This is a genomic window from Dyadobacter jejuensis (genome assembly GCF_003149085.1).
GTDB classification, from domain to species: domain Bacteria; phylum Bacteroidota; class Bacteroidia; order Cytophagales; family Spirosomataceae; genus Dyadobacter; species Dyadobacter jejuensis.
In genome coordinates this window covers 441,508-464,794 of the sequence record NZ_QGDT01000002.1, presented here as the reverse complement: position 1 = coordinate 464,794, position 23,287 = coordinate 441,508, and the positions used below count along the sequence as shown (strand labels likewise).

Genomic DNA, 23,287 nt, shown 5'->3' with positions numbered 1-23,287 from the left:
ATGGAAACCATTGACAGAATACCGACTTCCAAAATACAAAGAGCCTCCAAAATCCTTTCTACAGGGGTTAAAATTGGAGGGAATTATTTGAAATACTATGGGCAAAAGATCACCAGCCCCGATACCGCCCTCGAAAATTTGAATAACGCCAATGCCGGTGATATATATGATGGCCTGAAAAACTTAAAAGGGAGTGCTTTGAAATTGGCACAGATGCTGAGTATGGAGAAGAATTTTCTGCCTCAGGCTTATGTAGAGAAATTTTCCCTTTCTCAGTTTTCGGTTCCTCCCTTGTCGGCCCCCCTGGTGGAGAAAACCTTTCGACGGTACTTCGGAAAGTCACCAAAGGAACTTTTCGATACCTTCGATGCCAATGCCATTAACGCGGCCAGCATAGGGCAGGTGCACCGGGCTACCAAAGACGGGAAAGCCCTGGCCGTTAAGATTCAGTACCCTGGTGTAGCCGAAAGCATAGGGTCCGACTTGGCCATGGTGAAGCCTATTGCCATGAGAATGTTCAATATTCAGGCCAAGGACTCCGAGAAATATTTTAACGAAGTAGAGTCGAAACTGGTAGAAGAAACCGATTATTATCTAGAAATAGCGCAGAGTGCCGAAGTGGCTAAGTCCTGTGCCCATATTCCCCATCTGAAGTTTCCGACTTATTATCCGGAGTTTTCTTGTGAGCGCGTCATTTCTATGGACTGGATGGATGGAAAGCATTTGTCTGAATTCTGCCGTTCTATTCCATCTCAGGATGTGGCCAATAAGATAGGTCAGGCATTATGGGATTTTTATATGCACCAGGTTCATGTTTTACGTAAGGTACATGCCGATCCGCATCCGGGAAATTTTTTGGTCGATGAGCAGGCCAATCTTATCGCCATAGATTTTGGGTGTATGAAACAAATTCCTGAGGACTTCTACAAGCCATACTTTGAGTTGGTAGATCCTGAGAAACTAAATAATACTGAAATATACCATCAGAAACTTACCGAGTTAGAAATTCTTTTGGATAGCGATACGCCTGCCCAAAGGGCCTATTTTTCGGAGCTTTTTTATCAAATATTATCCCTGCTTACTCAGCCCTTTCAACGGGAATCTTTTGATTTTTCGGATGAAAGTTTTTTCAATAAGCTCGCCGAGATCGGGGAGAAATATGCCAATGACGCCGAATTGCGGAAGATGAATATGAACAGGGGCTCCAAGCATTTTATTTATATCAATCGCACGTTTTTTGGATTGTTTAGCCTACTTCACGATTTGAAGGCGCAGGTTCATACCCAGCAGTAAGCGATATGGTGCCGGGATATTTTTATGGAGGTTATGATGCATTATAACCTCCATAAAAATTCACAATTTCAGTTTTCCTAAAAGCTAGGGAGTCTCACTAAGCTGATCGCTTTCGAGGCTCTTTTTTAGTTTTTTATAGTTGTCGTCTGGCGACTCGTCTCCTAGCAAGATTCCCCATGCGTGCAGGTGGTCGACGCGGTCGCAGATGGCTTTGAGTATGGCAATGGCCGGTATAGAAAGAAACATACCCGACAAGCCAGCCATAGCACCCCCAACCAATACGCCGACGATCGAGGCTAAGGCGTTGATTCTTACTTTTGATCCCACGATCATGGGTACTAAGAAGTTGTTGTCGATGAGCTGTACCAGCACAAATACCCCTACGACTCCCAGGACGGTTAGTCCGTCGGGATGATTCATAAAAGTAACGAGTACGGCTAGGGCTGTAGCGACGAGTCCTCCTATATAGGGTACCAAGTTGAGTATGGCGGCCATTACCCCTAGCAGGATGGCATATTGTACATTGAGCAGCAATAGGCCAATGGAGTTGAGGGTGGCCACGGCTGCGGTTTCCAGCAGCAGGCCTACCATATAGCTCTGGACGATCGTCTTGATCTGTCCCAAAATCTCCAGCACCTTACATTTGTGTTTGTCGGTAAATAGCACAATAGAGAACCGAATGAACATGCTTCGGTAGTAGAGCATTAAGAAAACATAGATAGGCAATAAAACCAAGGTACTGAGAGAGCCTGTGATAGATCCTAGTGCTTCCGATTTCTGAAGGTTTTCTATCGTCTGGGTTTGGGCTTTTTTGATGTACTGGTCTTGTTGCCAGAAGCTGAGCCGATATTCGCGGCGCACCCAGCGGCGTCCATCGTTATAGGCCTCATTTATATTTTTTTTGAGCTTGGGCCACTGGTTAGAGAAATCGGCGATCTGAATGGATAGCAGGAAAATGAGGCCCGCCAATAAGAGGGCGGCCAAAAACACCGCGAGGCTGATAGCCAATACCTTGGGAAGGCCTAGCCTAATAAAAAATGCTTCGACTGGCCGTAGTAATACCGCCAAAAGAAAGGCCAGAGCAAGGGGGACAATGATATCCTGACCTACATAAATACCGCCAATCAAAATGGCGATGACTACCAAAGAGCGGTAGACGCTCATCATATATTCGTTTTTTTCTGATAGGTCGCCCATAGAATTTACGGTGAATGGTTGAAAATAAGGCCTTACTGAGTACGCTTTCTAGGCATGATTTTGTTGGATAAAGAGGAGTCTGGCTCATAGATGGGCCAAATGTAGTCTTTCCAAAATTCTCTACCATTAACAATATTGATCCTTGAAAAATTATTTGGTCATTGGGGCTTCATCAGGAATTGGCAAAAAGCTTGCCAAACAGTAGTTAGAAGCGGGAAACAAGGTGTGGGGCACCTATTCAAGCGCCGATGTATCGGGCTTGGCGGCGGGCATCAATTAGCAATATCTGAATGTACTCGATGAACGCATCGCTTGCGATGGCCTACCCGACAAGCTGGATGGTATAGCGTAGACGGGGGGGGGAGTCGCATCAGGTAGGTGCGGAAAAGCCTATATTAGCGATTTGGCGAAGCAGGTACTGATCTCGAGGGCATCGTAGGCGTTGTAGCCGGCTATAGGCTCATAGCCCAAGTGGGTATACAGCGCTATGGCTTCAGTCTGTTTTTTTCCGGTTTCCAAAATGGAGCGCTTATATCCCAGGCTCAGTGCCCATTGTTCCAGTTCTTTCAATAAAGTACGGGCAAGACCCCGTCCCCTGTATTGGGGGAGAACATACATCCTTTTTATTTCTATATTTTCGGAATCATGGATTTTAAAACAACCACAGCCTATGGGCTCAGTGCCGTCGTAAGCCAGTACCACGGTGGGTAAGTCCGTAATGCGGTTATAGTCGGCATAGTCTTCCTGGCGGGTATTGTACAGGTCGCATAGGGCTTGGTCGAGCAGGTTGGTAAGGAAAGGGAAATCGGGGTCTTCGCTATGAGTCCGCTTGATGGTAATCATAAGGTTTGGTACCAATGGGTGCTTGTCAATCGATTATACTAGCTAAAAAAGAACGAATAGAGGCAGCCAAATCTACCGGACTGCTTCTATTCGTTGGTAACAGTGGGGGGGGCGATGATCAACGACCGAAGTCATCTTGTACCCTTACGATATCGTCCTCGTCGGATGGGTGGCTGGGGTCGGTATGTTGCCAGATTTCGGCTACGATACCCCATACGTCTACGCCAACCAGACGGTGGCGCTCCCCTTTTTTAAGATCGATAACGGTACCAATCGGGAGCTGTTGTAGAGGGGTTTCCTCGTCGGTATCGCTAATGACGATCCCCGCATTTCCACCAATGACCTTCCATATTTCGGCACGGCGGTGGTGGTATTGCCATGAGAGTCTTTTGTTGGGTGCAACAACCAGTATTTTGGGACTTAGTTTTTCATACCCAGCAAAGTCTTCTAAGGAAAGGTGTGGGAAGAAGGTCTTGATAAAGGATGGAGCTTGGGCCTCATCCAACACGAAAAAGCCTCCCCATGGGCGACTATGATCTTTGGCTACTACGGTGAAGCCCTGTTCGTCGATAAATTTTTGGACGCCTTCAAATACAGTTTCTTTGGCGGTATGGGTAGGGAATGTTAGAGACATGAATTGCTAAGTTGAGATTCGATGAATGGTCAAAATTAAGATAAAAATAAAATAACGCCTAAATAAATAGACTGCAGGAGGGGTATGGAACCAAAAAAGCCCCTCTCCAAAAAAGAAAGGGGCTAACAATCCATCAGAAAGGTCTAGACTTTTAACGTCCAACCGAATATGTCAGGGGTATTACCTACCCGTATGTCTGTAACGAAGTTTTTAACTTTGGTAACAAAGGACTCGTCCGTAACTTCGGGAAGTGCATAGTCCACTCCTTCGTAGGCGATGGTGGCAAATGGCGAAATGACCACTGCTGTACCGGCTCCAAAAGCCGATTCCAGGGTGCCATTTTTGAGTGCTTCTACCACTTCTTTTACGGTCACTCTTCTTTCCTCTACCTCTATGCCCCAGTGCTTAGCCACAGCAATGATGCTCCGGCGGGTGATGCCATCGAGGGTCGTTTCGGATACGGCCGGAGTAACGAGCTTACCATCCATCATAAACATGATATTCATCGTTCCTGATTCTTCTATATAGGCATGCTCGCGGGCGTCGGTCCATATCAGTTGGTCGTAGCCTTCCTGTTGTGCTAGCTTGGCAGGATATAAAGAACCCCCATAATTACCGGCACATTTGGTGCCACCTACACCGCCTTCAGCCGCCCGAATGTAGCGTGTTTCTATCTTCACCCTTGGCGGCTTGGCATAATAGGTACCTACTGGGCTGGTGAAAATAATAAAATAATAGCTCTCAGATGGTTTTACACCGATGTAGGGGTCGGTGGCAAACATATATGGCCTAATGTATAGGGAACAACCTGGCGTATTAGGTACCCAGCCTGCATCTAATTTGATCAGTTCGGTAAGTCCATTCATAAAAACCTCCTCAGGAATGGTAGGCATACACATTCTTTCGGCCGATTTGTTGAGTCTTTTCCAGTTGTCGATCGCCCGGAAGAGAAGTACTTCTCCTGAATCGTTTTTATAGGCTTTCATCCCTTCGAAGATGGCCTGCCCATAATGTAAGGCAGCGGTGGCTGGACTTAGGGCAAGGTCGCCGTAGGGGACTATGCGCATATTTTGCCATTGACCGTCCCGGTATTCGGCGATGTACATATGGTCCGAAATGTCACGTCCAAAAACAAGGTTGGAAAAATCTACTTGTTGCAAACGAGATGTTGTCGTCTGCTGTATGTCTATTTGCAAGGTGTCGGCTGTCATATGGCCTGAGTTTTAATGGTATAGGTTGTTAGGATGATGAAAAATCTGGGAATAATTCTAGACTTAAACATCCATCGATACTATCTTATAAAATAGTATGGCAAGTTAAAAATTTAAAATGATATATAATAGATGTTTAGTATGGCAATTATTTTTTTATGCTATTCGTGGTTTCCATTGCACTTCTTCGGACCCAAGCTCGTGGGTCATGCTGCGACAAAGCATAAATAGGAAGTCGGAAAGGCGGTTGAGATAGCGTATGACAATTTCGGCAACCTCTTCTTGCTGTTTTAGTAAAATTACTGCCCGCTCTGCCCGCCGGCAAACCGTTCGGGCCACGTGGCCAAAGGATACCGAGCTATGGCCACCTGGAAGCACAAAAGCGCGCAGCTTTGGGACTTGGCTATCGATCAGGTCCATTTCCTTCTCTAGTAATACGAGGTCGTCCTCCAACAAGTCGGGAAGGACCTTCTTTTGTTGGTCGGGTTCTGAGGCCAGGTGGGAGCCAATCGTGAAGAGGCGGTCTTGGATTTCTTTCAGCAGTTCTTTTCGCTTTTCATTTACGGGTTGGTCGCGGAGCAGTCCTATATAGGCATTTAGTTCGTCGACGGTTCCATAGGCTTCTATTCGGATATGGGCCTTGCTCAATCGGGTGCCCCCTATTAAGGAAGTTGTTCCCTGGTCTCCGGTTTTGGTATATATTTTCATACTAAGCTAAAAAGATTCAAATGGTGGTACGGGGATAAATACGCTTAATTTTGGTGCTAAAGCAATTATTTTAGGTTCAAATATAGGCAATAGGCGCCAGACTCCTGGCAAGGGGATATGGGGTAGTGCTTGAGCCGCTATGGGGCAGGGAGGCTGCCGGGGAGTGATTGGACCATCGGGTTGCCGCACTTTGGCATAGGATGGAAAATAGACATTAAAAATATTGTTTTAACAATCGATCTGTAAACCATTAGGTTTTGGAACTGTTGAGGCCTAATTTTGCGCCAAATTTAGAATGCAGAAACAGCAATGCCTGAACAGGCTACGTAAGTCATGAAAATAACAACATTTGGTTTTAAGGTTTGGCGATGGATGTCCATTGTTTTTTTGGTAGGTTCTTTGTTATGGACCTATTCGGTTTTTCCCGAAATGGTAGCCGTCGATTTTTCTAATACGGGTGTAGCCGAGTTATACATCGGCAAGGAAAGTATCTTTTATATCGTCATGGGGATATTTCTTGTCAATAATGTATTGATTTCCCGCTTGACCAAGCAAATCCCTTTTATTGATGCAGCGTATTTGCCTATTCCCAACCGTAAGGCCTGGGCGCAGAATCGGCCGGTGTTGAACGAGCTGGTGGCGAATTGGCTAAATGCCTTAATGGGGGCCATCAACACCATCACGGGGGTCTCACTCATGGCCGTAGCCACCATCAATTCGGAACAATATAAGCTCGATGTATTTGATTTTTCTTGGGTGTTTTATTTAAGTGTCGCTTTGATGCTCCTTGTTTTCTTGCTTCCACTAAGGATGCTTAAGGCTACGGTGCCCGACGAAACGATTTAATGGGAATGAAGGAGAAATGGCTCGAAAGGGCAGAGCGCATTAGGTTGTCGGATTATGTGTATGACCTGCCCGACGAACGGGTGGCCAAGTATCCATTGGCCGAAAGGGATCAATCTAAGTTGTTGGTCTATAACCAGCGGCAGATATCGCATCTGCAATTTACGAGCTTGCCTGGCCAGTTACCCGCAGAAACGCTGCTGGTATTTAACGATACCAAGGTAATCCCGGCGAGGGCCTATTTTAGGAAGCCTACGGGCGCTACCATCGAATTGTTGCTGTTGCATCCAGAATTTCCTTCCCGCATCATCAATGAGGCCATGCTGGTGAAGGGGGGCTGTGTATGGGCTTGTATGATTGGCAACAAGAAACGCTGGAAAGCCCAAGATACCTTAGAAACCCAAGTACTGATCGATGGAGAACGCATCCGGCTCGTAGCGGATTATGCCGATTATGAGAACAACTTGGTACGCTTGCAATGGGATAGTGAGCATGTATTTCTGGATATTGTGCGTGCGCTTGGTGAAATCCCCCTGCCTCCTTACCTGCACCGCAAATCGGAAGCCAGCGACACCCTTGCCTATCAAACCGTATATGCACGGCAGGATGGGGCCGTGGCGGCACCTACTGCTGGCCTGCATTTTACGGAGCCAGTCCTAAAGGCTTTGGAACAAAATACCATTCACAAAACCCATCTGACCTTGCATGTGGGAGCGGGTACCTTTCAGCCTATTAAGGTAGATACCGTCACCGAACACCGAATGCATTCGGAACAGGTGGTTTTTACTCGACAAACCATCCAAGATTTGCTCGACCATACCGGGTGTATCGTCCCGGTGGGTACCACTTCGATGCGTTCATTAGAAAGCCTCTATTGGTTTGGTGTGAAGTTGTTCAGAAAGGAGACCACGGTCTTTATGATCGAAAAGCTGTATCCATACGCCCTTCTTGAGGAAGAGTTGCCTTCCGCGGAGCAGGCCCTTGAGGCCATACTCAGCTGGATGCAGGCGCAAGGAGTTGAGGAAATAGTAGGTGAGACCGAAATCTTTATTTTTCCTGGCTATCGTTTTCAGCTATGTAAGGGGTTGGTGACGAATTTTCATCAGCCAGGATCCACCCTGTTATTGTTGATAGCCGCCCTCATTGGGGAGTCGTGGCGCGACTTATATGCCGAGGCGCTAGAGCATGGATATCGATTTTTGAGCTATGGAGATTCCTCTCTGTTATGGGCCAAAGAAGCCTAAACCCTCTTCATGGTGACCGACCAGGCTGGCAACCAGCAGGAGCTAGGCAGGGTATCCGGTGATATTCGGTTGTCGATTCTATGTTTTTTCCGGGATGGGCATGGGCGTACTTTATGAATATGGCTTACCTTTGCGTTTCGATTTTTGAAATACAACCATATAGTTACGCATGAAGCCGAATTTTATAGAAGAGCTACGCTGGAGAGGGATGTTGCACGACATGATGCCCGGCACCGATGAACAACTTCAAAAGGAAATGACAACGGGTTATATAGGCTTCGATCCCACGGCCGATTCGTTGCATATTGGTAACCTGGCCACGGTGATGTTGCTGGTGCATTTGCAAAGAGCAGGCCATAAGCCCGTAGCGCTAGTGGGTGGTGCCACCGGGATGATCGGCGACCCCTCTTTCAAGGCCTCCGAAAGATCTTTTCTCGATGAAGATACCCTCCGACTCAACCAAGCGGGGATCAAAAAACAACTGGAACAATTCCTGGACTTCGACTGTGGCGCCAACTCGGCGCAAATGGTCAATAATTACGACTGGTTTAAAGAGATGGGCTTCCTGCAGTTCCTTAGAGAAGCAGGTAAGTATTTGAGTGTTAATTATATGATGTCTAAGGACTCCGTAAAGAAAAGGCTGGAAACAGGAATCTCTTTTACCGAGTTCTCCTACCAGTTATTGCAGGGTTACGATTTTTATCATTTATATAAGCATCATAATGTACGCCTACAGATGGGCGGGTCGGACCAGTGGGGGAATATCACCACCGGTACTGAAATAATCCGCCGGAAGGAAGGCGATGAGGAAGGGTATTTTAAAGCCTATGCCCTCACCACACCGCTTATTACCAAGTCGGATGGCTCCAAGTTTGGAAAGAGCGAAGGCGGTAATATATGGTTGGATGCCTCCCGTACTACCCCTTACGAATTTTACCAGTTCTGGATAGGGCAGAGTGATACCGATTGTCCTAGATTGTTACGCGTATTTTCCCTGAAGAGCAAGGAAGAAATAGAGGCTTTGGAAGCAGAGCATGCCGAGGCGCCACATCTACGGGCCATGCAAAAGGCCCTTGCCGAAGAGCTTACCATCCGCATACATTCAGAAAAAGCCTATCAGTTGGTGATCAAGGCCTCCGAAGTGCTCTTTGGAAAGGCTACCTTGGCGACCCTGCAACGGATAGAATTAGACGAGTTCGATACTATTTTCGACGGGGTGCCTCAGTCCACCATCTCCCGGGCCGATTGGGAAGCTTGTGCTTCTGTGCTCGACTTGGTGTCGACGGTTACCGCTGGGGAGATATACAGTTCAAAAGGAGAGGCGCGCCGGGCGATCCAGCAGAATGCCGTGAGCGTCAATAAGGAGAAGGTGCAACAAGCCGACCAAGCCCTTTCAGACGAATCACTGTTACAAGGACGCTTCATTTTGATATCCAAAGGGAAGAAAAACCATTTGATACGCATTGCCTAATATATAGGGAGCATCTAAGAAAAAGTCGATGGTAAGTATATTCACTAGCCATCGACTTTTTCGTAATATGGGTGTGATCGATTAGCTTTTTCCAGAAAAGCTATTCAAAATGGGAGCCGCTGTAGGGTTGTATTGGTAGCAGGTCCAGGTATCATCTTCGAAAATCTCTAGGACGCGATACCCTTTATAGCTGGTACCCCAGCTCCCTCCGAAGTGGCCATCGAAGAAATAAGGCTTTTTTCCAAGCATCTTCGTGCCGTCCTGGTCGTGATCGTGCCCGTGAAAAATGGCTTTGACATTCGGTGTGTTTTCAAGAAGATCGGTGATCTCCTGACAAATAATTCCGTGGTTGGTCCATTTTACGGGCGTAATGTGCAAGAAGACAAAGATCCCTTTTTTATCGGAATGCTTGGCGACTTCACTTTTAAGCCATTCGGGATCCGTGCACAGATATTCCCCTTTTTCGTTGGAGGTATCCCCCAATATAAAGGCGTAACGGCCTTTTACAAAGCTATGGTTGGTATTATACCCCCAAGTACTCTTCCATACATCCTGGGCTACCTTGTCGTGGTTGCCTCTGGTAACATAGTAGGGGACTTGAAGCTTGCCTAGGGTAGTCTTTAGGTCGTAGAGCAAGGTAGGGTCATCGTGAACCAAATCCCCATTGAATATGGTAAAGTCGACTCCTTTTTGTAGTTTCTCTCGGTTGATCCAGCCAATTAGATCATCATGGAACTCCTGAAATTCAGTATTAGGTTGGCCATAATGCCCATCAGAGGCAATGATAACCCGGAGTATATTTTTGGCGGTGGTAGGCGATTCGGCGTAGACGTCGGACATGAGCCCAAGGCCTGTCAAAGCGGGTACGGATTTCAAAAAGGTTCTTCGTTTAAAAGTCATGGTCTATTCGTCTGGCGGGGTGAACGGTATACATTACAAACCAAAAATATAGGTTTTGGATAGATTATTTCCTTATTCTTGCAATGATTTTAAGAATTATTAACGTTGGACGACTATTATGGACAGGCTTATTTTGCAGAAAGCGGCCATGTATTGTGCTTATCAAGAGCGAACTCATGAGGAGGTAAGGCAGCGGCTCCGGCAGTGGAATGTGTGGGGTGAGGAAGCGGATGAGCTGATTGCCGAGCTCATCTCACAGAATTATTTAAATGAGGAGCGATTTGCGAAGTCCTATGCCGGAGGGAAATTCCGAGTAAAGGGCTGGGGACGACGTAAAATACGACAGGAGCTGCAGCGCAGGGGCCTCAGTGAGTACAGTATAGGGCAGGGGATGAACGAAATAGAAGACCAGGCCTATGCCGAAGAGCTGGGAAGCATGCTGGCCAAGAAAAAGAAACAATTAGAACTACGCGAGACCGATCGATTCAAGCTCAAACAAAAACTGGCCCGTTTTGCCATTGGCAAGGGCTATGAGTCGGAACTGGTGTGGAAAATTTTGGAAGATATCTTTGGAGCGTCATAGGGCTTGGCCTACGACGCTCCTTGTAAGATCAGAAGTCCTCTTCAAAAGATATTTTATGTCCACCCGATTCTTTGTCTTTCACCCCACTCATCACACCGGCTTTTTGGTATTCACCTACCCTTTTTTCGAAGAAGTTGGTTTTTCCGGGTAAGGAAATAAGTTCCATAAAGTCGAAGGGGTTCGATGAGCCATAAACCTTTTCACAGCCCAGGCGTTCCAGCCAAAAGTCGGCAATGTATTCGATGTATTGGTTCATTAATGCGGCGTTCATCCCTATCAACGATACGGGCAGGGCGTCGGTAACGAACTCTTGTTCTATCTTAACGGCATCGGTCATGATCTCCTTAACACGCTCAGGGTCCAGCTGATTGACGATATGGCGGGTATAAAGCAAGCAGGCAAATTCGCAATGCAGACCTTCGTCGCGGGAGATTAGCTCATTTGAAAACGACAGTCCTGGCATGAGCCCTCTCTTTTTGAGCCAATAAATAGAGCAGAAAGATCCTGAAAAGAAAATCCCTTCTACTGCGGCAAAGGCGATAATTCTTTCGGCGAAAACGGGGCTGTTAATCCATTTAAGTGCCCATTCTGCTTTCTTTTGAACGCAAGGAATCGTGTCCATGGCACGTAGCAACCGGTCTTTCTCGACGTTATCCTTGATGTACGTGTCGATCAGCAGCGAATAAGTCTCAGAGTGGATGTTTTCCATGGCGATCTGAAAGCCATAGAAACATTTGGCTTCGGCGTATTGCACTTCGCTAAGGAAATTAACGGCCAAATTTTCATTGACGATGCCGTCCGATGCTGCGAAAAAAGCCAGCACATGAGAGATAAAATGACGCTCTCCATCGTTAAGATTCTCCCAATCTTTTTGATCTTGAGAAAGGTCGATCTCTTCGGCCGTCCAAAACGAAGCCTCATGGCGCTTGTACATTTCCCAGATGTCGTTATGCTTGATGGGGAATAATACAAACCGCATGGGATCTTCCTGCAGCAATGGTTCGGGCAATAGTTTTTTATTAATATTTTGAGTCATAGCTTTTTGTTGAATTTATCGGTGAGTGATAGCCCGTTTTTGGGCAGTAAGCCGATAGGCCATTCCTATAGAAAGGGCGACAAATCTACGCCCTTTACCGCGTAATTTCAAGTAGAATTGGCCAATTCTATGGAAACTGAAAGGAGCCCTGTTGTTATGTTTAAAAAACAGTAACTTTGCCCCATTCGGTCCACTAAATGCCTATATTTTGAAGATTTCTGGTTTTACCATCATTCGCAATGCCATCCTAAACGACTACCCCATCGTAGAGGCCATACAGTCCATTTTGCCTGTTGTCGATGAGATGCTGGTCAGCGTCGGTAAAAGTGATGATGATACCATGAGTTTGATCCAAGGAATAGCTTCCGACAAAATTCGTATCGTAGAGTCGGAGTGGGACATGAGCCTGCGCAAAGGGGGGCAAGTGCTGGCGGTAGAAACCGACAAGGTCTTGGCGCAGATCGACCCTGAGGCCGACTGGGCGTTTTATATCCAGGCCGACGAGGCAGTTCACGAACAATACCATGAGCAAATTAGGCAAGCCTGCGCGCAATATGTTGCCGATGAGCGTGTGGAAGGACTGCTGTTCGACTACCTGCATTTTTATGGAACCTACGGTCATTATGGCGATAGCCGCAAGTGGTACCGCCGGGAGATACGCATTATTAGAAATGAGAAAACGCCTAAGGATTCTAAGATATCGGCCTATAGGGATGCCCAAGGGTTTCGGCGCGGTAAGGAGAAACTGAACGTGAAACACTGCGGGGCGGCGATCTACCATTATGGCTGGGTGAAGAGTCCCGTACAGATGAAGACCAAAATAAAAAATGTCAGCAGGTTCTGGAAGGAAGGTGAAGCATGGGAAAAGGAGCTGCAGTCCGATGATGTCTTCGACTATGGGGCCTTCGATTCTCTAAAGGAGTTTGAAGGAACTCATCCCAGCGTCATGAAGGAAAGGATCGAGCGGCAGAACTGGAAGGTGGAGCTGGATATCAGCCGCAAGAAGTTTAAACTCAAAAATGCCTTGCTGTACTGGTTTGAAAAGAAAACAGGACGTCGACTCTTTGAATTTAGGAATTATAGGATCCTGAAATAATGGATAGGAGCAATACCGTGGAGCCTAAATAGTTCGTCGATCGGTCCAGCTAAAATCCTTATAAATAGGTTCCTAGGGGTGATCCTCCATAAAGAGGGTTTTAGACATAATACCCAATGGCATGGGGTGCCTACTCCTTGGGAGTAAGCACACACACGCGTTTGGGCCATGAATCGGTCATTTTTTATTTCAGCAGGCCTATTATCCTATTGGCGGCTCTCATATCGTAATCAGAGTCCTTTTGATTGCCTTTTAAAAGTGCTTCAATATCCTTTAAAACGGGCTTAGCCTCTTCGCCCATTAGTTCCAATACATTCAGCGCTTGTACCCGCACCATCGAAATAGGGCTTGTCAGGGCCTCTTTGAGCACGGGGTAAACTACCGCCTTCTCTCCCTGCTGGTATAAGGACTCGGCAGCGGCAATCCGCACGGTTATCTCTTGATCCTGTAATAATTGTTTTAAAGGTTCTTTGGCCTTAGAAGCTTGCTTATTGAGGACAATAGTGCCTATTACGGCCCAATAGCGTACTACGGGATCCGGATCGCTGAGTCGTTTTACGATTTCATCTATTTGCTCCGCTTTCTGAGACGAAGCCATTTCTGCCGTTTCGAGCACGCGTTTTATATCATAATTACCCTTTTGTTTGTAGTCCATAGGGGCCGATTGTTCCGAGATTTTGGAGAGCATACCTTCTGGCATAAACCCGATGTCGTTGCTCTCGATGACCCAGTCGTGGTTGGCCTGGCGCATCGTATTCAGGACCTCCGCATATTCAGGATCTTCTGCCAGATTATGCACATTATGCGGATCTTTCTCGATATCAAAGAGCTCTTCAGCGGGTTTGGTTTGCCAAAATTTGCTTTGAATATCGTTCAGTCGACCAGCATCATATTCTCTTTTACATGAGCCCAAAGAAGGGGCCTTCCATAGATATTCGAGGTATTGACCATAAATTTTATGAGGCATATAATTCCGGATATATCTATATTGCTTATTACGCACCGAGCGCGATAAATCGATGCGTTCGTCCATTCTCCCCCGAAACGCATGAGCGTATTCGCGGGGTGTACCGGCTTGCTTCCCTAAAAACGCCGTCCCTTGCATATAATCAGGAATTTGAACTCCTACCAGGCTGAGAAGGGTAGGGGCGAAATCCAGGAAAGTAACGATTCGATCGGTCTTGCTACCAGGCTTATCTGGAGCCAGATGGGCATATTTTTTGGGGAATCGGACGATCAACGGAATTTTTAATCCCGATTCGTACATAAATCTCTTACTTCTACCTAGTACGCCTCCATGGTCGCTATAATAGAATACGATGGTGTTTTCGTCCAGACCTTGTTTGGTGAGTTCCTCCAATATTTCCCCAACTTGGGTATCCATATTTTGGACTTTGTCGTAATACTGGGCCCAATCATGTTCCATTTCGGGAGTTCGGGGGTGGTACGGTGGAATGGGGACGCGTTTGGGGTCATGCTTTAGTTGGTCGTCGGCAATAGACTCATGTACCGAGCTTTCGTGGCTGACACCCAAATTGAAAATCGCAAAGAAAGGCTGGTCTGCTGGGCGATTCAGATAGGTAGCCTCAGGACCAGACTCGTCCCATGCCTCTGGTTGATCGGTGGTGTTATAATCTTTTTTTGAATTATTGGTGGTGTAATATCCTGCCTCTTTCAGGTATTTAGGATAAAATTTCACATAGTCCGGAATGGGATAGGTACTACGCATATTTTCGGTACCTAAGGACGGGGGGTACATCCCGGTGATCAGCGTGGAGCGCGAGGGAGCACATACCGGTGCGGTGGCAAAGGCATTGGAATACAGTACGCCCTCCTGAGCCAGGTGATCGAGGACTGGGGTCGTCGCGAAGGAGTCGCCGTAGCACCCAAGCAAAGGGCTGTTGTCCTCACTGACTATCCAGAGAATATTGGGTTTTTCCTCCTGGGGTTTGCATTGACTGAGAGCTAAAATAAGGGTGCAGATACCTACTAAAGTGTATAATTTCATGGGTCGAAATTTATTTAAAATGGGCCGGGTTGATTTATTTTTGAAGCGTTCAGGGCAGCTCCGGGCATTTGGCCCCTAGTTCCTTTGGCAGGTAGGGGCTTGCCCGTCTCCCGATCGTACCAGTCTGGGGTGAGTTGGTCGGGTACGGTATCGCCTGTTTCCATTTGCCATTGTTTCATTACAGACCTTAAGCGATCGATTTGAGTCCGATACTCTTTTTTGCCGATTAGGTTGATCTTGTTCAAGGGGTCCTTAGAGCCATCGAAGAATTCTTCGGTGGCTCTGGGTTGCAGAAAAACATCCTTTTGATAGGCGTTGAGGTTGTTAGCGCTTTTCAGGTCGTTTGCGGCAGGGCTCTGGTTGGCATCTATGGGTCCACCATTGGTCAATGTTGGCCTTTTATTGATCAGATACAAGTAGCCCTCCTTCGTCCTGACCGACCGTTCGTAGGCCGAGTAGTCGTGCCAATTATGCTCGCCAAAGGCATAGTCTCTAAAGTCGGCCGATGGGTTGGTGAGCAGTTTTTTGAAACTAACACCCTGCACGGTAGTGGGCTTGGCTATGGAGGCTAGGTCGAGGAAGGTAGCGGCTAGGTCGACGCTGCTCACCAGGCTCTGGCAGGACTGGCCCGTTTTAACCATCCGTGGCCATTTGACGATAAAGGGGGTTTTTAGGCCCGTGTCGTATAAGCGCGTTTTGCTTCCCGGGAACGGCCGGCCATTGTCCGACATAAAAACGATGAGGGTGTTTTCTGTTATCCCCTGCTTTTCCAGCTCCTGCACGATCTGGCCTACATAATGATCCAGACGGCCTATTTCATTATAATAAAGGGCGAGGTCCTTTCGCGTTGCCTCCGAGTCTAACAGGTTTTCAGGGACTTCAATGTCCTTGTCGTACCGGTGCTGGTAGCCCTCTGTCTGGCTGGACCATGGCCTGTGGGCATCGAAGGAGGAGAACCAGAAGAAAAAGGGTTTTTGTTTTGGACGGTTCTGGAGTAGGTTGAGCCATTGGCCTTCACCACCTTCTCCGTTGGCTTTTTTGTTGACCAACAGCGTATCGTATGCCCTACGCGTAGCGGGGCCTTCGTGCCATTTTCCTGCCAGAGCGGTGAAGTAACCATTTTCTTTTAAGCGCTCGGGGAAAAAGGTCAGGTGCTCGGGGAGGGGGGTATGGAGCTCGGCGGCTCCTGTATTATGGGGATATCTACCCGTCAGAATGCTGGTGCGGCTAGGGCTACACGAACTGGCAGTAAGGAACATATTATTGAAAATCATTCCCCCACTCGCCAGTTGGTCGAGGTGGGGGGTCTTGACTTTTTTGTTGCCATAGGCTCCTATATCATCCCAATTCACATCATCGGCAATTATGAAGATGATATTTGGGGGGCTTTCTGGGGCTTGTTGGCTGTATCCTGGCAGTGAAGCCAGCAAGCCTATCCAGCAACAAGCGGCCAGTTGACGTGAGGGGATTAGCCGGGCCCATAACTGGTACAGGCCCTTTTTGATGGATAATTTAGGATGGATCATTTTTTTGAGGAAGTGGTTAGTCATGCTGAATAACTATTTCTTGGAGTAAATAAGCTTTTTGAAAGTGACACATTAATTGTCACCGTACGATAAACCGTACAGAGCCTGTCGATCTAGGGGCCTTCAAAATAGATATATTAGTTATTTATATTAAAGAAGTGTCAATGGCAGGATCGGGAGTAGCTTTCACAACGATTGATTACTTAGCTAGCGGAATTAAACGTGTTTTAAGAAGATAATAGATATGCAAGATAAAATTGAATAATTAGAATATCTATTGTTGATGCATAATTTTTAATCCAACCTTCAGTTGCTGATCAGTTTTTTGGGACGAAGAGTCTGTAAGATAAAGTCGGAATAATAGGCCATGGTAAGCCCAACCAGTGCGAATATATCCACCTTAGTGAGTGAGGGAGTAGGCCCGATTGATGCGCTTTTTAGGAAGGGTGTAAGGTTTTACCGACCCGCTATATCCATCGTTTTCGTCTAAAGAACCAGAGCACGGTAAGTGAAGATCCTATCATGAGCAACAGGGAGATCCAGAACCCATAGGGCGAATTAGAAGTGGGCAGGCGCTGGTAGTTCATGCCAAAAATACCGGCGATGAGCGTCGGTGGCATAAAGATAATGGTCACTACCGTAAAAATTTTGATCACCTGGCTTTGTTCCAGGTTAATAAGACCCATAAACGTGTTTTGAAGATACTCGAGCCTTTCGAAATTGAAGGTGGTATATTCCAAAAGGGAGTTGATGTCCTTTAATATAATTCTTAGATGCTCCTTCCTGTTTTCGGGGAAATTTAGGCTGCGCAACACTCCCGACAATACCCTTTGCTTATCGATACTCGTTTCTCGGAGCATCATCGTAATTTCCTGTAGCCCACTGATCCGGATCAACACCTCCTGGCGGGCCTTTTGTTCATGGGCCAGGGATTTACTAATGGTGGAAATATCTTTCGAAATAGCTTCCAGCGAATCGGCATCGGCTTCTATGCGGGTTTCTAGGAGCATCAGCATAAAATCGACCCCCGACTGAAAGGTGTGGGGACTTACCTTCATTTTCTTTACGGTGTCGGCGAAGGTTTGAGAGTCGCCACGGCGGTAGGTAAACAACACGCCTTGATGTAGCAGAAAAGAAACCGGATAGGTCTCATAACTGTCTTTGTCTATTCTTAGGAAATTGGAATTGGCGTTGATGGTATCGTTTTGTTCGAAAAAACGGGAGCTGCTTTCAATCTCTACGATTTCTTGTGGGGTTTGAAAGCTGATTTCACATTGACTTTCCACCCATTCCTCTTCCTCCATACTGGGGGATTGCAGATCGACCCATAACAGATTTTTGACCTGTCCCAGGGCACGGAGGTTATCCTCTTTGCGTACCATCCGTCCATCCTTATAGAATATTCTAACCATTTTTTAAAATTGGTGAAAAAGAATCATTGTGAAAAGCAGAACAGGAAATATTCTGCTCGAGAGGCACCAGTGGATCAGAAATGAGGGGATATTTTTTTTAAGTAGTCGTAGGCCTGGGAGTATCCTCTGCCCGAAGCTGAGGCCTCAAGATCGGGTAAGTGGGGTATTTAGATGCCTTCGTTAATGTCGTTACTATTCCCTTCAATTGAGGAAAACGGGGGCCTATTGACCACCTCTGAGTGTCGGGCTAGAATTTGGATGGGTGCAACCCTTTTAATGTGAATTAGAGTTACTAATTTAGTGTGTCAAAATTGTACAATTATTTGGTAAAATAGTAGTGGAATAATTTGGGTTTGATTGGTTGTTTAATTATTTTAGTAATGTATTTACGTTGAAAAATAAACACATCACTATGAAAACAATAATTTCGCTACCCCCGAAAACAGCTGTTCTCTTAGGTTCGGTTGTTTTTATCTCCATGTTACTGTCCATACCCATCGTTGCTCAAAAAGTGATGACGTATACAGTAATTGAGGACACACAATACGAAGTGAGTAATAAAGACCTTCTAAAAAACGTGAATTCACAGGATCTTATTGGAATGAGACCGACCAGGGAGGTGTATAAAATTACAAAAGCAATAGATGGCGATTATTTTCGTGAAACGAAAGAGTACCTTGTGGCAAACTCAACTGAATCTTGGTACCCAGATTCCAAAAAAATTATTACAGATAATGATGGTACTAAAATTTACAATTCTAAGGGTGAATTGATATTTGAAAGGCAACACCCAGAAGAGATCAAGAAACAAATAGATAAAAATATCAGGAACAACGGAAATCAATTAGATTTTTTTAATCTTCCTGACCCTGAGCTGATCAGTTTGGAAGCAAAAGCCCAAAATGCCTCTTTTAAGAAATTACCAGATGGAAATGTTGTCATAAAAAGACCAATCAAAACTAATGTAGACGGTACTTATTTGGATTTTGGATCAACAGAAGAAACCGAAATTAGCAGAAACAATAATGTCGTTAAAATAAGGGTAATTGACTCAAAAAATCATGAGATAAAAAGTGAGGATACATATTTACGGCAAATAACCAAAAATGAACCAAAGGCATTGAAAATGTTCGAAAGGCTTAAAACAGAACATTCTTCATACGCCAATATTTATCTAACCAAGTACATCCGCTACGAGAATTATGAATTGGATGGCAAAAGAGTCTTTGAAGAAAACACAGCCAGCGAACCTGAAAAGCTTAATGATGGGGAGCCAACAGTCAAAGATTTGACTTTATACCCGAACCCAGGTGTTACCGAGATTACTGCACAATATGCTGGTAGCCTAAAAATCGGCGGTATTAATATCGTAAATTCTTTTGGTTTAAATGTATCCACTGTGATTTTGGGACAGGAGAACGGTGTCATAAAACTAGATATAAGTAAGTTGACTCCAGGAGTCTATTCAGTGATTCTAAGTCATTCTACAGGTACTATTAGTCAACAATTTATTAAAAAATAAACTCATGAAAAATTCAATATACTTTGTCATATTTTTTTCAATTGCTGGATTTTCCACCAATGTGAATGCCCAGTATACCAAAAACCTGTACTTTGTCCATGGTTTAGGTGGTAATAGTTTTTCATTTACTGATTTTGCAGGTGCTATTAGTTATGGTGCACCGGGTTATCCATCCCGAAAAGCCAATGTGTTCAGCGATATAATCTATTCGGATGGGCAGCAATATAGCTTGCAGGCATGTGCCGATCGAGTGAAAGAACAAATTTTCACAAAGCCAAACGCAGCTAGCTATGGAGCCAATAGCTTTATTATTGCACACAGCCAAGGAGGTATCGTTTCGAGGAAAGTAGATCAATTGATACAAAATAGTGGAAACACCAGGACATTTGGAGGGATTGTTACCATTGGCTCGTCTCACGGTGGAGCTCAAATTATTAACAACAGGGATTCCAAGCTTTTCCCTTTGGCAAATAGTACTTGCAATAAGCTCTTAAAAGTTGAAATTCAGGGTGTATTAGGACAAACACCACTTTTAAAAGGATTACTATGGCCTATCGCAAAACGACTCAGCGAGAATTTCTCCAATTCACTTTGTAATTTTGTGGTACCTAATGATGCTGATCGTTTTAGTGTAGTGGACATTGTTGCAGGGCATTTCAAATCTGAGGTTGCCAATTCGTATATGGTTGGTTCTTCTGAATTAAATGCCTTAAACACATTTCATCAAAACAATACATCAAATATCCAAAAGGTTGCTTTTTACGGCGTTAAAGACCCAAGTGATGTGTTTTGGCGGGTGCTGCATTATTTCAGGAACGACCCAAATTCGGAATCAACATTTGGCGCTTCAAATGATAGTCAAGGCGTTACAGATGGACAAAATATCCTGATGGATTATCAGGCGGCACGCCAAAGTGAGATGAACGCACTTTCCAGTCATTGCTCTTGGTACAATACATTTCCTTTTTTTGGGTGTGTTGGGAGGCAGCCTTACCTGGATAGAATTGCTGCATTGGAAGATGCTATAAATTTTCTTCAAAACATTAATAGCAAATGGCTGGAGGTTATCGGATCGGCTACCTTTACCACAACTACTACCAACACCTGCTACTATACGCCTATTGGCGAAGGATATCCATATACCTCGTCTGCTCAGCCGTGTCCTGAGATTTCGGGTTATACTTTAACCAACACCTACACGGTAACTACCACAGATAATCCCATAAAACCCTCCGATGGCGTAGTGTTGGTAGAATCGCAAAAGGCGTTCCCTGGTGTTAGTCTAAACAATCAGGTAGAACTAACTAATAATTCACACATGCAGGAGAGGAATTCGCCGGAGTTAAAAACGCAATCCGATTTGTTGTTTAGAGGTACTTTTAGTCAATTTTTTGAAATTACTTATTAATCATGTGCATGCTATTGAAAATTGACCTTCTCATTATCATTGCAGCCGCTTTTATTGGCTGCAATAAGGGTTATGATATTAAGCCTCTTCCGCCTTACGAATGGTCAAAACCTGTATGTGACACTACTTTAAAGGTAGTATGGCAGAAAATAATTTCAAAAGACTCAAGTTATGGTGAGGCGCGTTTCTTATCTGACAATGGCCGGTACATTTACCAATATACTGGAGATTATGATAAGAAAATTAAAGGTGGTTTTTTTGAGTTTGATGATAACAACATTCGCGAACTCTGGAAGATAGAGCCAGATATTCCAAATGACAAACGGGTTTTTAAATTGTACTCATCATTTAGAGACTTTGTTCTTTTGCAAAATAAGTTCATTTATACAGACGTGGCAACGGTATATTGTTACTCGTTTCAAGGTGATTTGATTTGGAAAAACAAATTTGGTGGAGTTGAAAACAAAGGCAATGGTAACTCCTCTATAAGTGGCTTTGGAAATAAAGTGTATATGGCGTCACAAAGGAATGGTTCTAATCATAAAAGATATTTGTTTGAGATTGATATCGAAACGGGGCTTGAAAGATTATTATATACAGAACCAATGGAGAATAATATGATTGGTACATTTGATCCACCGACTACGTATATAATCGAAAGTGATACCATCGCCACTTTTCAAATCAGAACTTACAGCCAGGTAGATGCACATAATAGATCGGATTTGGTGGCATTTAATATTTCTAAAAACAAAATTCTGTGGCGAAAAGATAGTCTGGACAGGTACGCTAGGGGTTCTGCCAACCCGATTCTGATCGAGAACAATAAAATGTATTATGCTGGAGCCTTTGATATTTACTGTCTTGATGCCGTCTCAGGAAAGCTGATCTGGAGGCAGGCTTTCGATAATTATCATTATGAATTTAATCATACAAGTATGTTGCTATTGGAAAACGGTTTAGTAACAAAGTCCGAACACGAGGAAATCGCCCTACTGGATAAGGAAACAGGTGCAATAATTTGGGAAAACAGAGGAGTTGGTACCGGTAGCTTGCAGATTGAGTTATATAAAGGCGACCTTATTATGTCAAGCTCTGGTAAAGGAACCCTTGAATGCCTCGACAGCCGTACTGGTTTGCTAAAATGGAAGGCCAAGGCTCCTAATCAATGTATAGACAACAGAGCGGGCTTTGGTTTATATAGTTTCGTTATTAACCCCGAAACCAATTTGCTTTATATCTGCGATAAGTTTTTTGTTCAGTGCCTCAAGCTTCCGGGGTATGATTAGTAAATCAAATTAGAGATTTCTGAGAATTGCATCCGCAAACTAAGGTCAGGTAATAAATCAAGGAAAGGAATTTGCCGGAGCTAAAGTATAGATCCAGAGAATTGTTTGATGGCCTGTATGATCCTTTTTTTAAACTAGACTCCAATTAGCCATGTTTCATTCCATAAAAATGAACACCATCATCATTTTTGCAGCTGCACTTTTCAGCTGCAAAAATGATTTTGACTTGCCGTTATATCCGACCTATGAATGGACCAATCCCTTGTGCGACACTACATTAAAAGTGGTATGGCAGAAAATTATCTCCAAGGATTCGTCTTATGGGGCAGCACGTTTCTTTTCTGAAAATGGCCATTACATTTACAAATATGTAAGCGATTATGACAAGGAGGTAAAAGCTGGATTTTTTGAGTTTGACGGGAACAATATTCACGAACTTTGGGAGATAAGGCCTGATGTACCCAATGGTAAATGGGTTTTTTACGGCTTTCCGTCATTTAGTGACTTTCTTCTTTTGAAGAATAAGTTCATTTATTCCGACGGAAGAACTTTGTATAGTTACACCTATCAGGGTGACTTAATATGGGAAAACAAGTTTGCAGGCGTCGAAAATAAAGGTAATGTCAATTCTTTTTTAAGTGGTTTTGGAAATAAGGTATATATTTCCTCAAGGAGCGGGGGCTCTGTCCATAGAAGATATCTGTTTGAGGTCGATATAGATACGGGGAAAGAAAGATTATTGTATACAGAACTTGAAGACAATAATTTCATTGGCCTATTTGACCCTCCTGTGCTATATATGCATGAAAATGATACTATAGCTACCTTTCAAATCAGGAAATACAGCCAAATTGATTCACATAATCGAGCAGATATGGTGGCATTTAATATTTCTAAAAAGGAAATTATGTGGCGTGTAGACAGTCTGGATAGATACACCATGGGTTCTGCCAATCCCATCTTGATCGAAAACAATAAATTGTATTATGCAGGAGCATTTGATATTTACTGCCTCGATCCTTTTACCGGTAAGCTTATATGGCGGCAAAGTTTTGACGACTAT

The 23,287-nt window shown here is 44.8% G+C and carries 20 protein-coding genes; 10 read left to right on the top strand and 10 right to left on the bottom strand.

The genetic code is table 11. The annotated features are described in order from the left end of the window. Positions 1-1,293 (top strand): ABC1 kinase family protein, encoded by a 1,293-nt coding sequence (locus tag CLV98_RS05995; RefSeq protein ID WP_109673385.1) that lies wholly within the window; start codon positions 1-3, stop codon positions 1,291-1,293. Positions 1,294-1,377: 84 nt separating this feature from the next. On the opposite strand, the gene CLV98_RS05990 is transcribed toward CLV98_RS05995, so the two are convergent. From CLV98_RS05990 to CLV98_RS05970, 5 genes are all read right to left on the bottom strand, one after another. Further along, positions 1,378-2,460, bottom strand: coding sequence for an AI-2E family transporter (locus CLV98_RS05990; RefSeq protein WP_109673575.1), 1,083 nt, complete (start codon positions 2,458-2,460; stop codon positions 1,378-1,380). Between the two features lie 420 nt (positions 2,461-2,880). Next, on the bottom strand, positions 2,881-3,333 hold the full coding sequence (locus CLV98_RS05985) for a GNAT family N-acetyltransferase (RefSeq protein WP_109673384.1): 453 nt from the start codon (positions 3,331-3,333) through the stop codon (positions 2,881-2,883). A gap of 118 nt (positions 3,334-3,451) precedes the next feature. Next, positions 3,452-3,967, bottom strand: coding sequence for a cupin domain-containing protein (locus CLV98_RS05980; RefSeq protein WP_109673383.1), 516 nt, complete (start codon positions 3,965-3,967; stop codon positions 3,452-3,454). A gap of 143 nt (positions 3,968-4,110) precedes the next feature. Next, positions 4,111-5,178, bottom strand: coding sequence for a branched-chain amino acid aminotransferase (locus CLV98_RS05975; RefSeq protein ID WP_109673382.1), 1,068 nt, complete (start codon positions 5,176-5,178; stop codon positions 4,111-4,113). Positions 5,179-5,334: 156 nt separating this feature from the next. Continuing rightward, positions 5,335-5,886 carry a cob(I)yrinic acid a,c-diamide adenosyltransferase gene (locus tag CLV98_RS05970; RefSeq protein WP_109673381.1) on the bottom strand — a complete coding sequence of 184 codons (552 nt, stop codon included), beginning with the start codon at positions 5,884-5,886 and terminating at the stop codon, positions 5,335-5,337. Positions 5,887-6,219: 333 nt separating this feature from the next. On the opposite strand from CLV98_RS05970, the gene CLV98_RS05965 reads away from it, so the two are divergent. The 3 genes from CLV98_RS05965 to tyrS all read left to right on the top strand — a co-directional run bounded on the left by CLV98_RS05965 (position 6,220) and on the right by tyrS (position 9,444). Next, positions 6,220-6,732 (top strand): hypothetical protein, encoded by a 513-nt coding sequence (locus CLV98_RS05965; RefSeq protein ID WP_109673380.1) that lies wholly within the window; start codon positions 6,220-6,222, stop codon positions 6,730-6,732. A 5-nt stretch (positions 6,733-6,737) separates the two neighbouring features. Further along, positions 6,738-7,973, top strand: a complete 1,236-nt coding sequence (locus tag CLV98_RS05960) for an S-adenosylmethionine:tRNA ribosyltransferase-isomerase (RefSeq protein ID WP_109673574.1) — start codon at positions 6,738-6,740, stop codon at positions 7,971-7,973. Between the two features lie 169 nt (positions 7,974-8,142). Next, complete coding sequence (gene tyrS, locus CLV98_RS05955) at positions 8,143-9,444, top strand: tyrosine--tRNA ligase (protein ID WP_109673379.1); 1,302 nt, start codon at positions 8,143-8,145, stop codon at positions 9,442-9,444. Between the two features lie 81 nt (positions 9,445-9,525). Here the strand turns inward: tyrS and CLV98_RS05950 are convergent, their stop codons facing one another. Further along, on the bottom strand, positions 9,526-10,320 hold the full coding sequence (locus CLV98_RS05950; protein ID WP_229203238.1) for a metallophosphoesterase family protein: 795 nt from the start codon (positions 10,318-10,320) through the stop codon (positions 9,526-9,528). 142 nt (positions 10,321-10,462) lie between these two features. Between CLV98_RS05950 and CLV98_RS05945 the strand changes: the two genes are divergently transcribed. Further along, on the top strand, positions 10,463-10,927 hold the full coding sequence (locus CLV98_RS05945) for a regulatory protein RecX (RefSeq protein WP_109673377.1): 465 nt from the start codon (positions 10,463-10,465) through the stop codon (positions 10,925-10,927). Between the two features lie 28 nt (positions 10,928-10,955). Here CLV98_RS05945 and CLV98_RS05940 read toward each other — a convergent pair whose 3' ends face one another. After that, complete coding sequence (locus tag CLV98_RS05940) at positions 10,956-11,963, bottom strand: ribonucleoside-diphosphate reductase small subunit (RefSeq protein WP_109673376.1); 1,008 nt, start codon at positions 11,961-11,963, stop codon at positions 10,956-10,958. 208 nt (positions 11,964-12,171) lie between these two features. Here CLV98_RS05940 and CLV98_RS05935 point away from each other — a divergent pair, with 208 nt between their 5' ends. Continuing rightward, positions 12,172-13,059 (top strand): glycosyl transferase, encoded by an 888-nt coding sequence (locus tag CLV98_RS05935; RefSeq protein WP_109673573.1) that lies wholly within the window; start codon positions 12,172-12,174, stop codon positions 13,057-13,059. Between the two features lie 184 nt (positions 13,060-13,243). On the opposite strand, the gene CLV98_RS05930 is transcribed toward CLV98_RS05935, so the two are convergent. From CLV98_RS05930 to corA, 3 genes are all read right to left on the bottom strand, one after another. Beyond that, positions 13,244-15,067: a sulfatase-like hydrolase/transferase gene (locus CLV98_RS05930; protein ID WP_109673375.1), complete on the bottom strand. Its 1,824-nt coding sequence runs from the start codon at positions 15,065-15,067 to the stop codon at positions 13,244-13,246. 14 nt (positions 15,068-15,081) lie between these two features. Beyond that, positions 15,082-16,593 (bottom strand): sulfatase family protein, encoded by a 1,512-nt coding sequence (locus CLV98_RS05925; RefSeq protein ID WP_109673572.1) that lies wholly within the window; start codon positions 16,591-16,593, stop codon positions 15,082-15,084. A gap of 467 nt (positions 16,594-17,060) precedes the next feature. Next, positions 17,061-18,005: a magnesium/cobalt transporter CorA gene (gene corA / locus CLV98_RS05920; protein WP_109673374.1), complete on the bottom strand. Its 945-nt coding sequence runs from the start codon at positions 18,003-18,005 to the stop codon at positions 17,061-17,063. A gap of 412 nt (positions 18,006-18,417) precedes the next feature. Here corA and CLV98_RS05915 point away from each other — a divergent pair, with 412 nt between their 5' ends. The 4 genes from CLV98_RS05915 to CLV98_RS23380 form a co-directional block, all read left to right on the top strand. After that, positions 18,418-19,527 carry a T9SS type A sorting domain-containing protein gene (locus tag CLV98_RS05915; protein ID WP_109673373.1) on the top strand — a complete coding sequence of 370 codons (1,110 nt, stop codon included), beginning with the start codon at positions 18,418-18,420 and terminating at the stop codon, positions 19,525-19,527. A 4-nt stretch (positions 19,528-19,531) separates the two neighbouring features. Continuing rightward, the gene (locus tag CLV98_RS05910; protein WP_109673372.1) at positions 19,532-20,935 is read left to right on the top strand and encodes an esterase/lipase family protein; all 1,404 of its coding nucleotides are present in this window, start codon (positions 19,532-19,534) and stop codon (positions 20,933-20,935) included. 14 nt (positions 20,936-20,949) lie between these two features. Next, entirely contained in the window at positions 20,950-22,224 is a 1,275-nt protein-coding gene (locus CLV98_RS05905) for an outer membrane protein assembly factor BamB family protein (protein ID WP_158281201.1), read from the top strand. Between the two features lie 169 nt (positions 22,225-22,393). Continuing rightward, on the top strand, positions 22,394-23,287 hold an 894-nt coding region (locus tag CLV98_RS23380; RefSeq protein ID WP_158281200.1), incomplete at its 3' end, for a PQQ-binding-like beta-propeller repeat protein.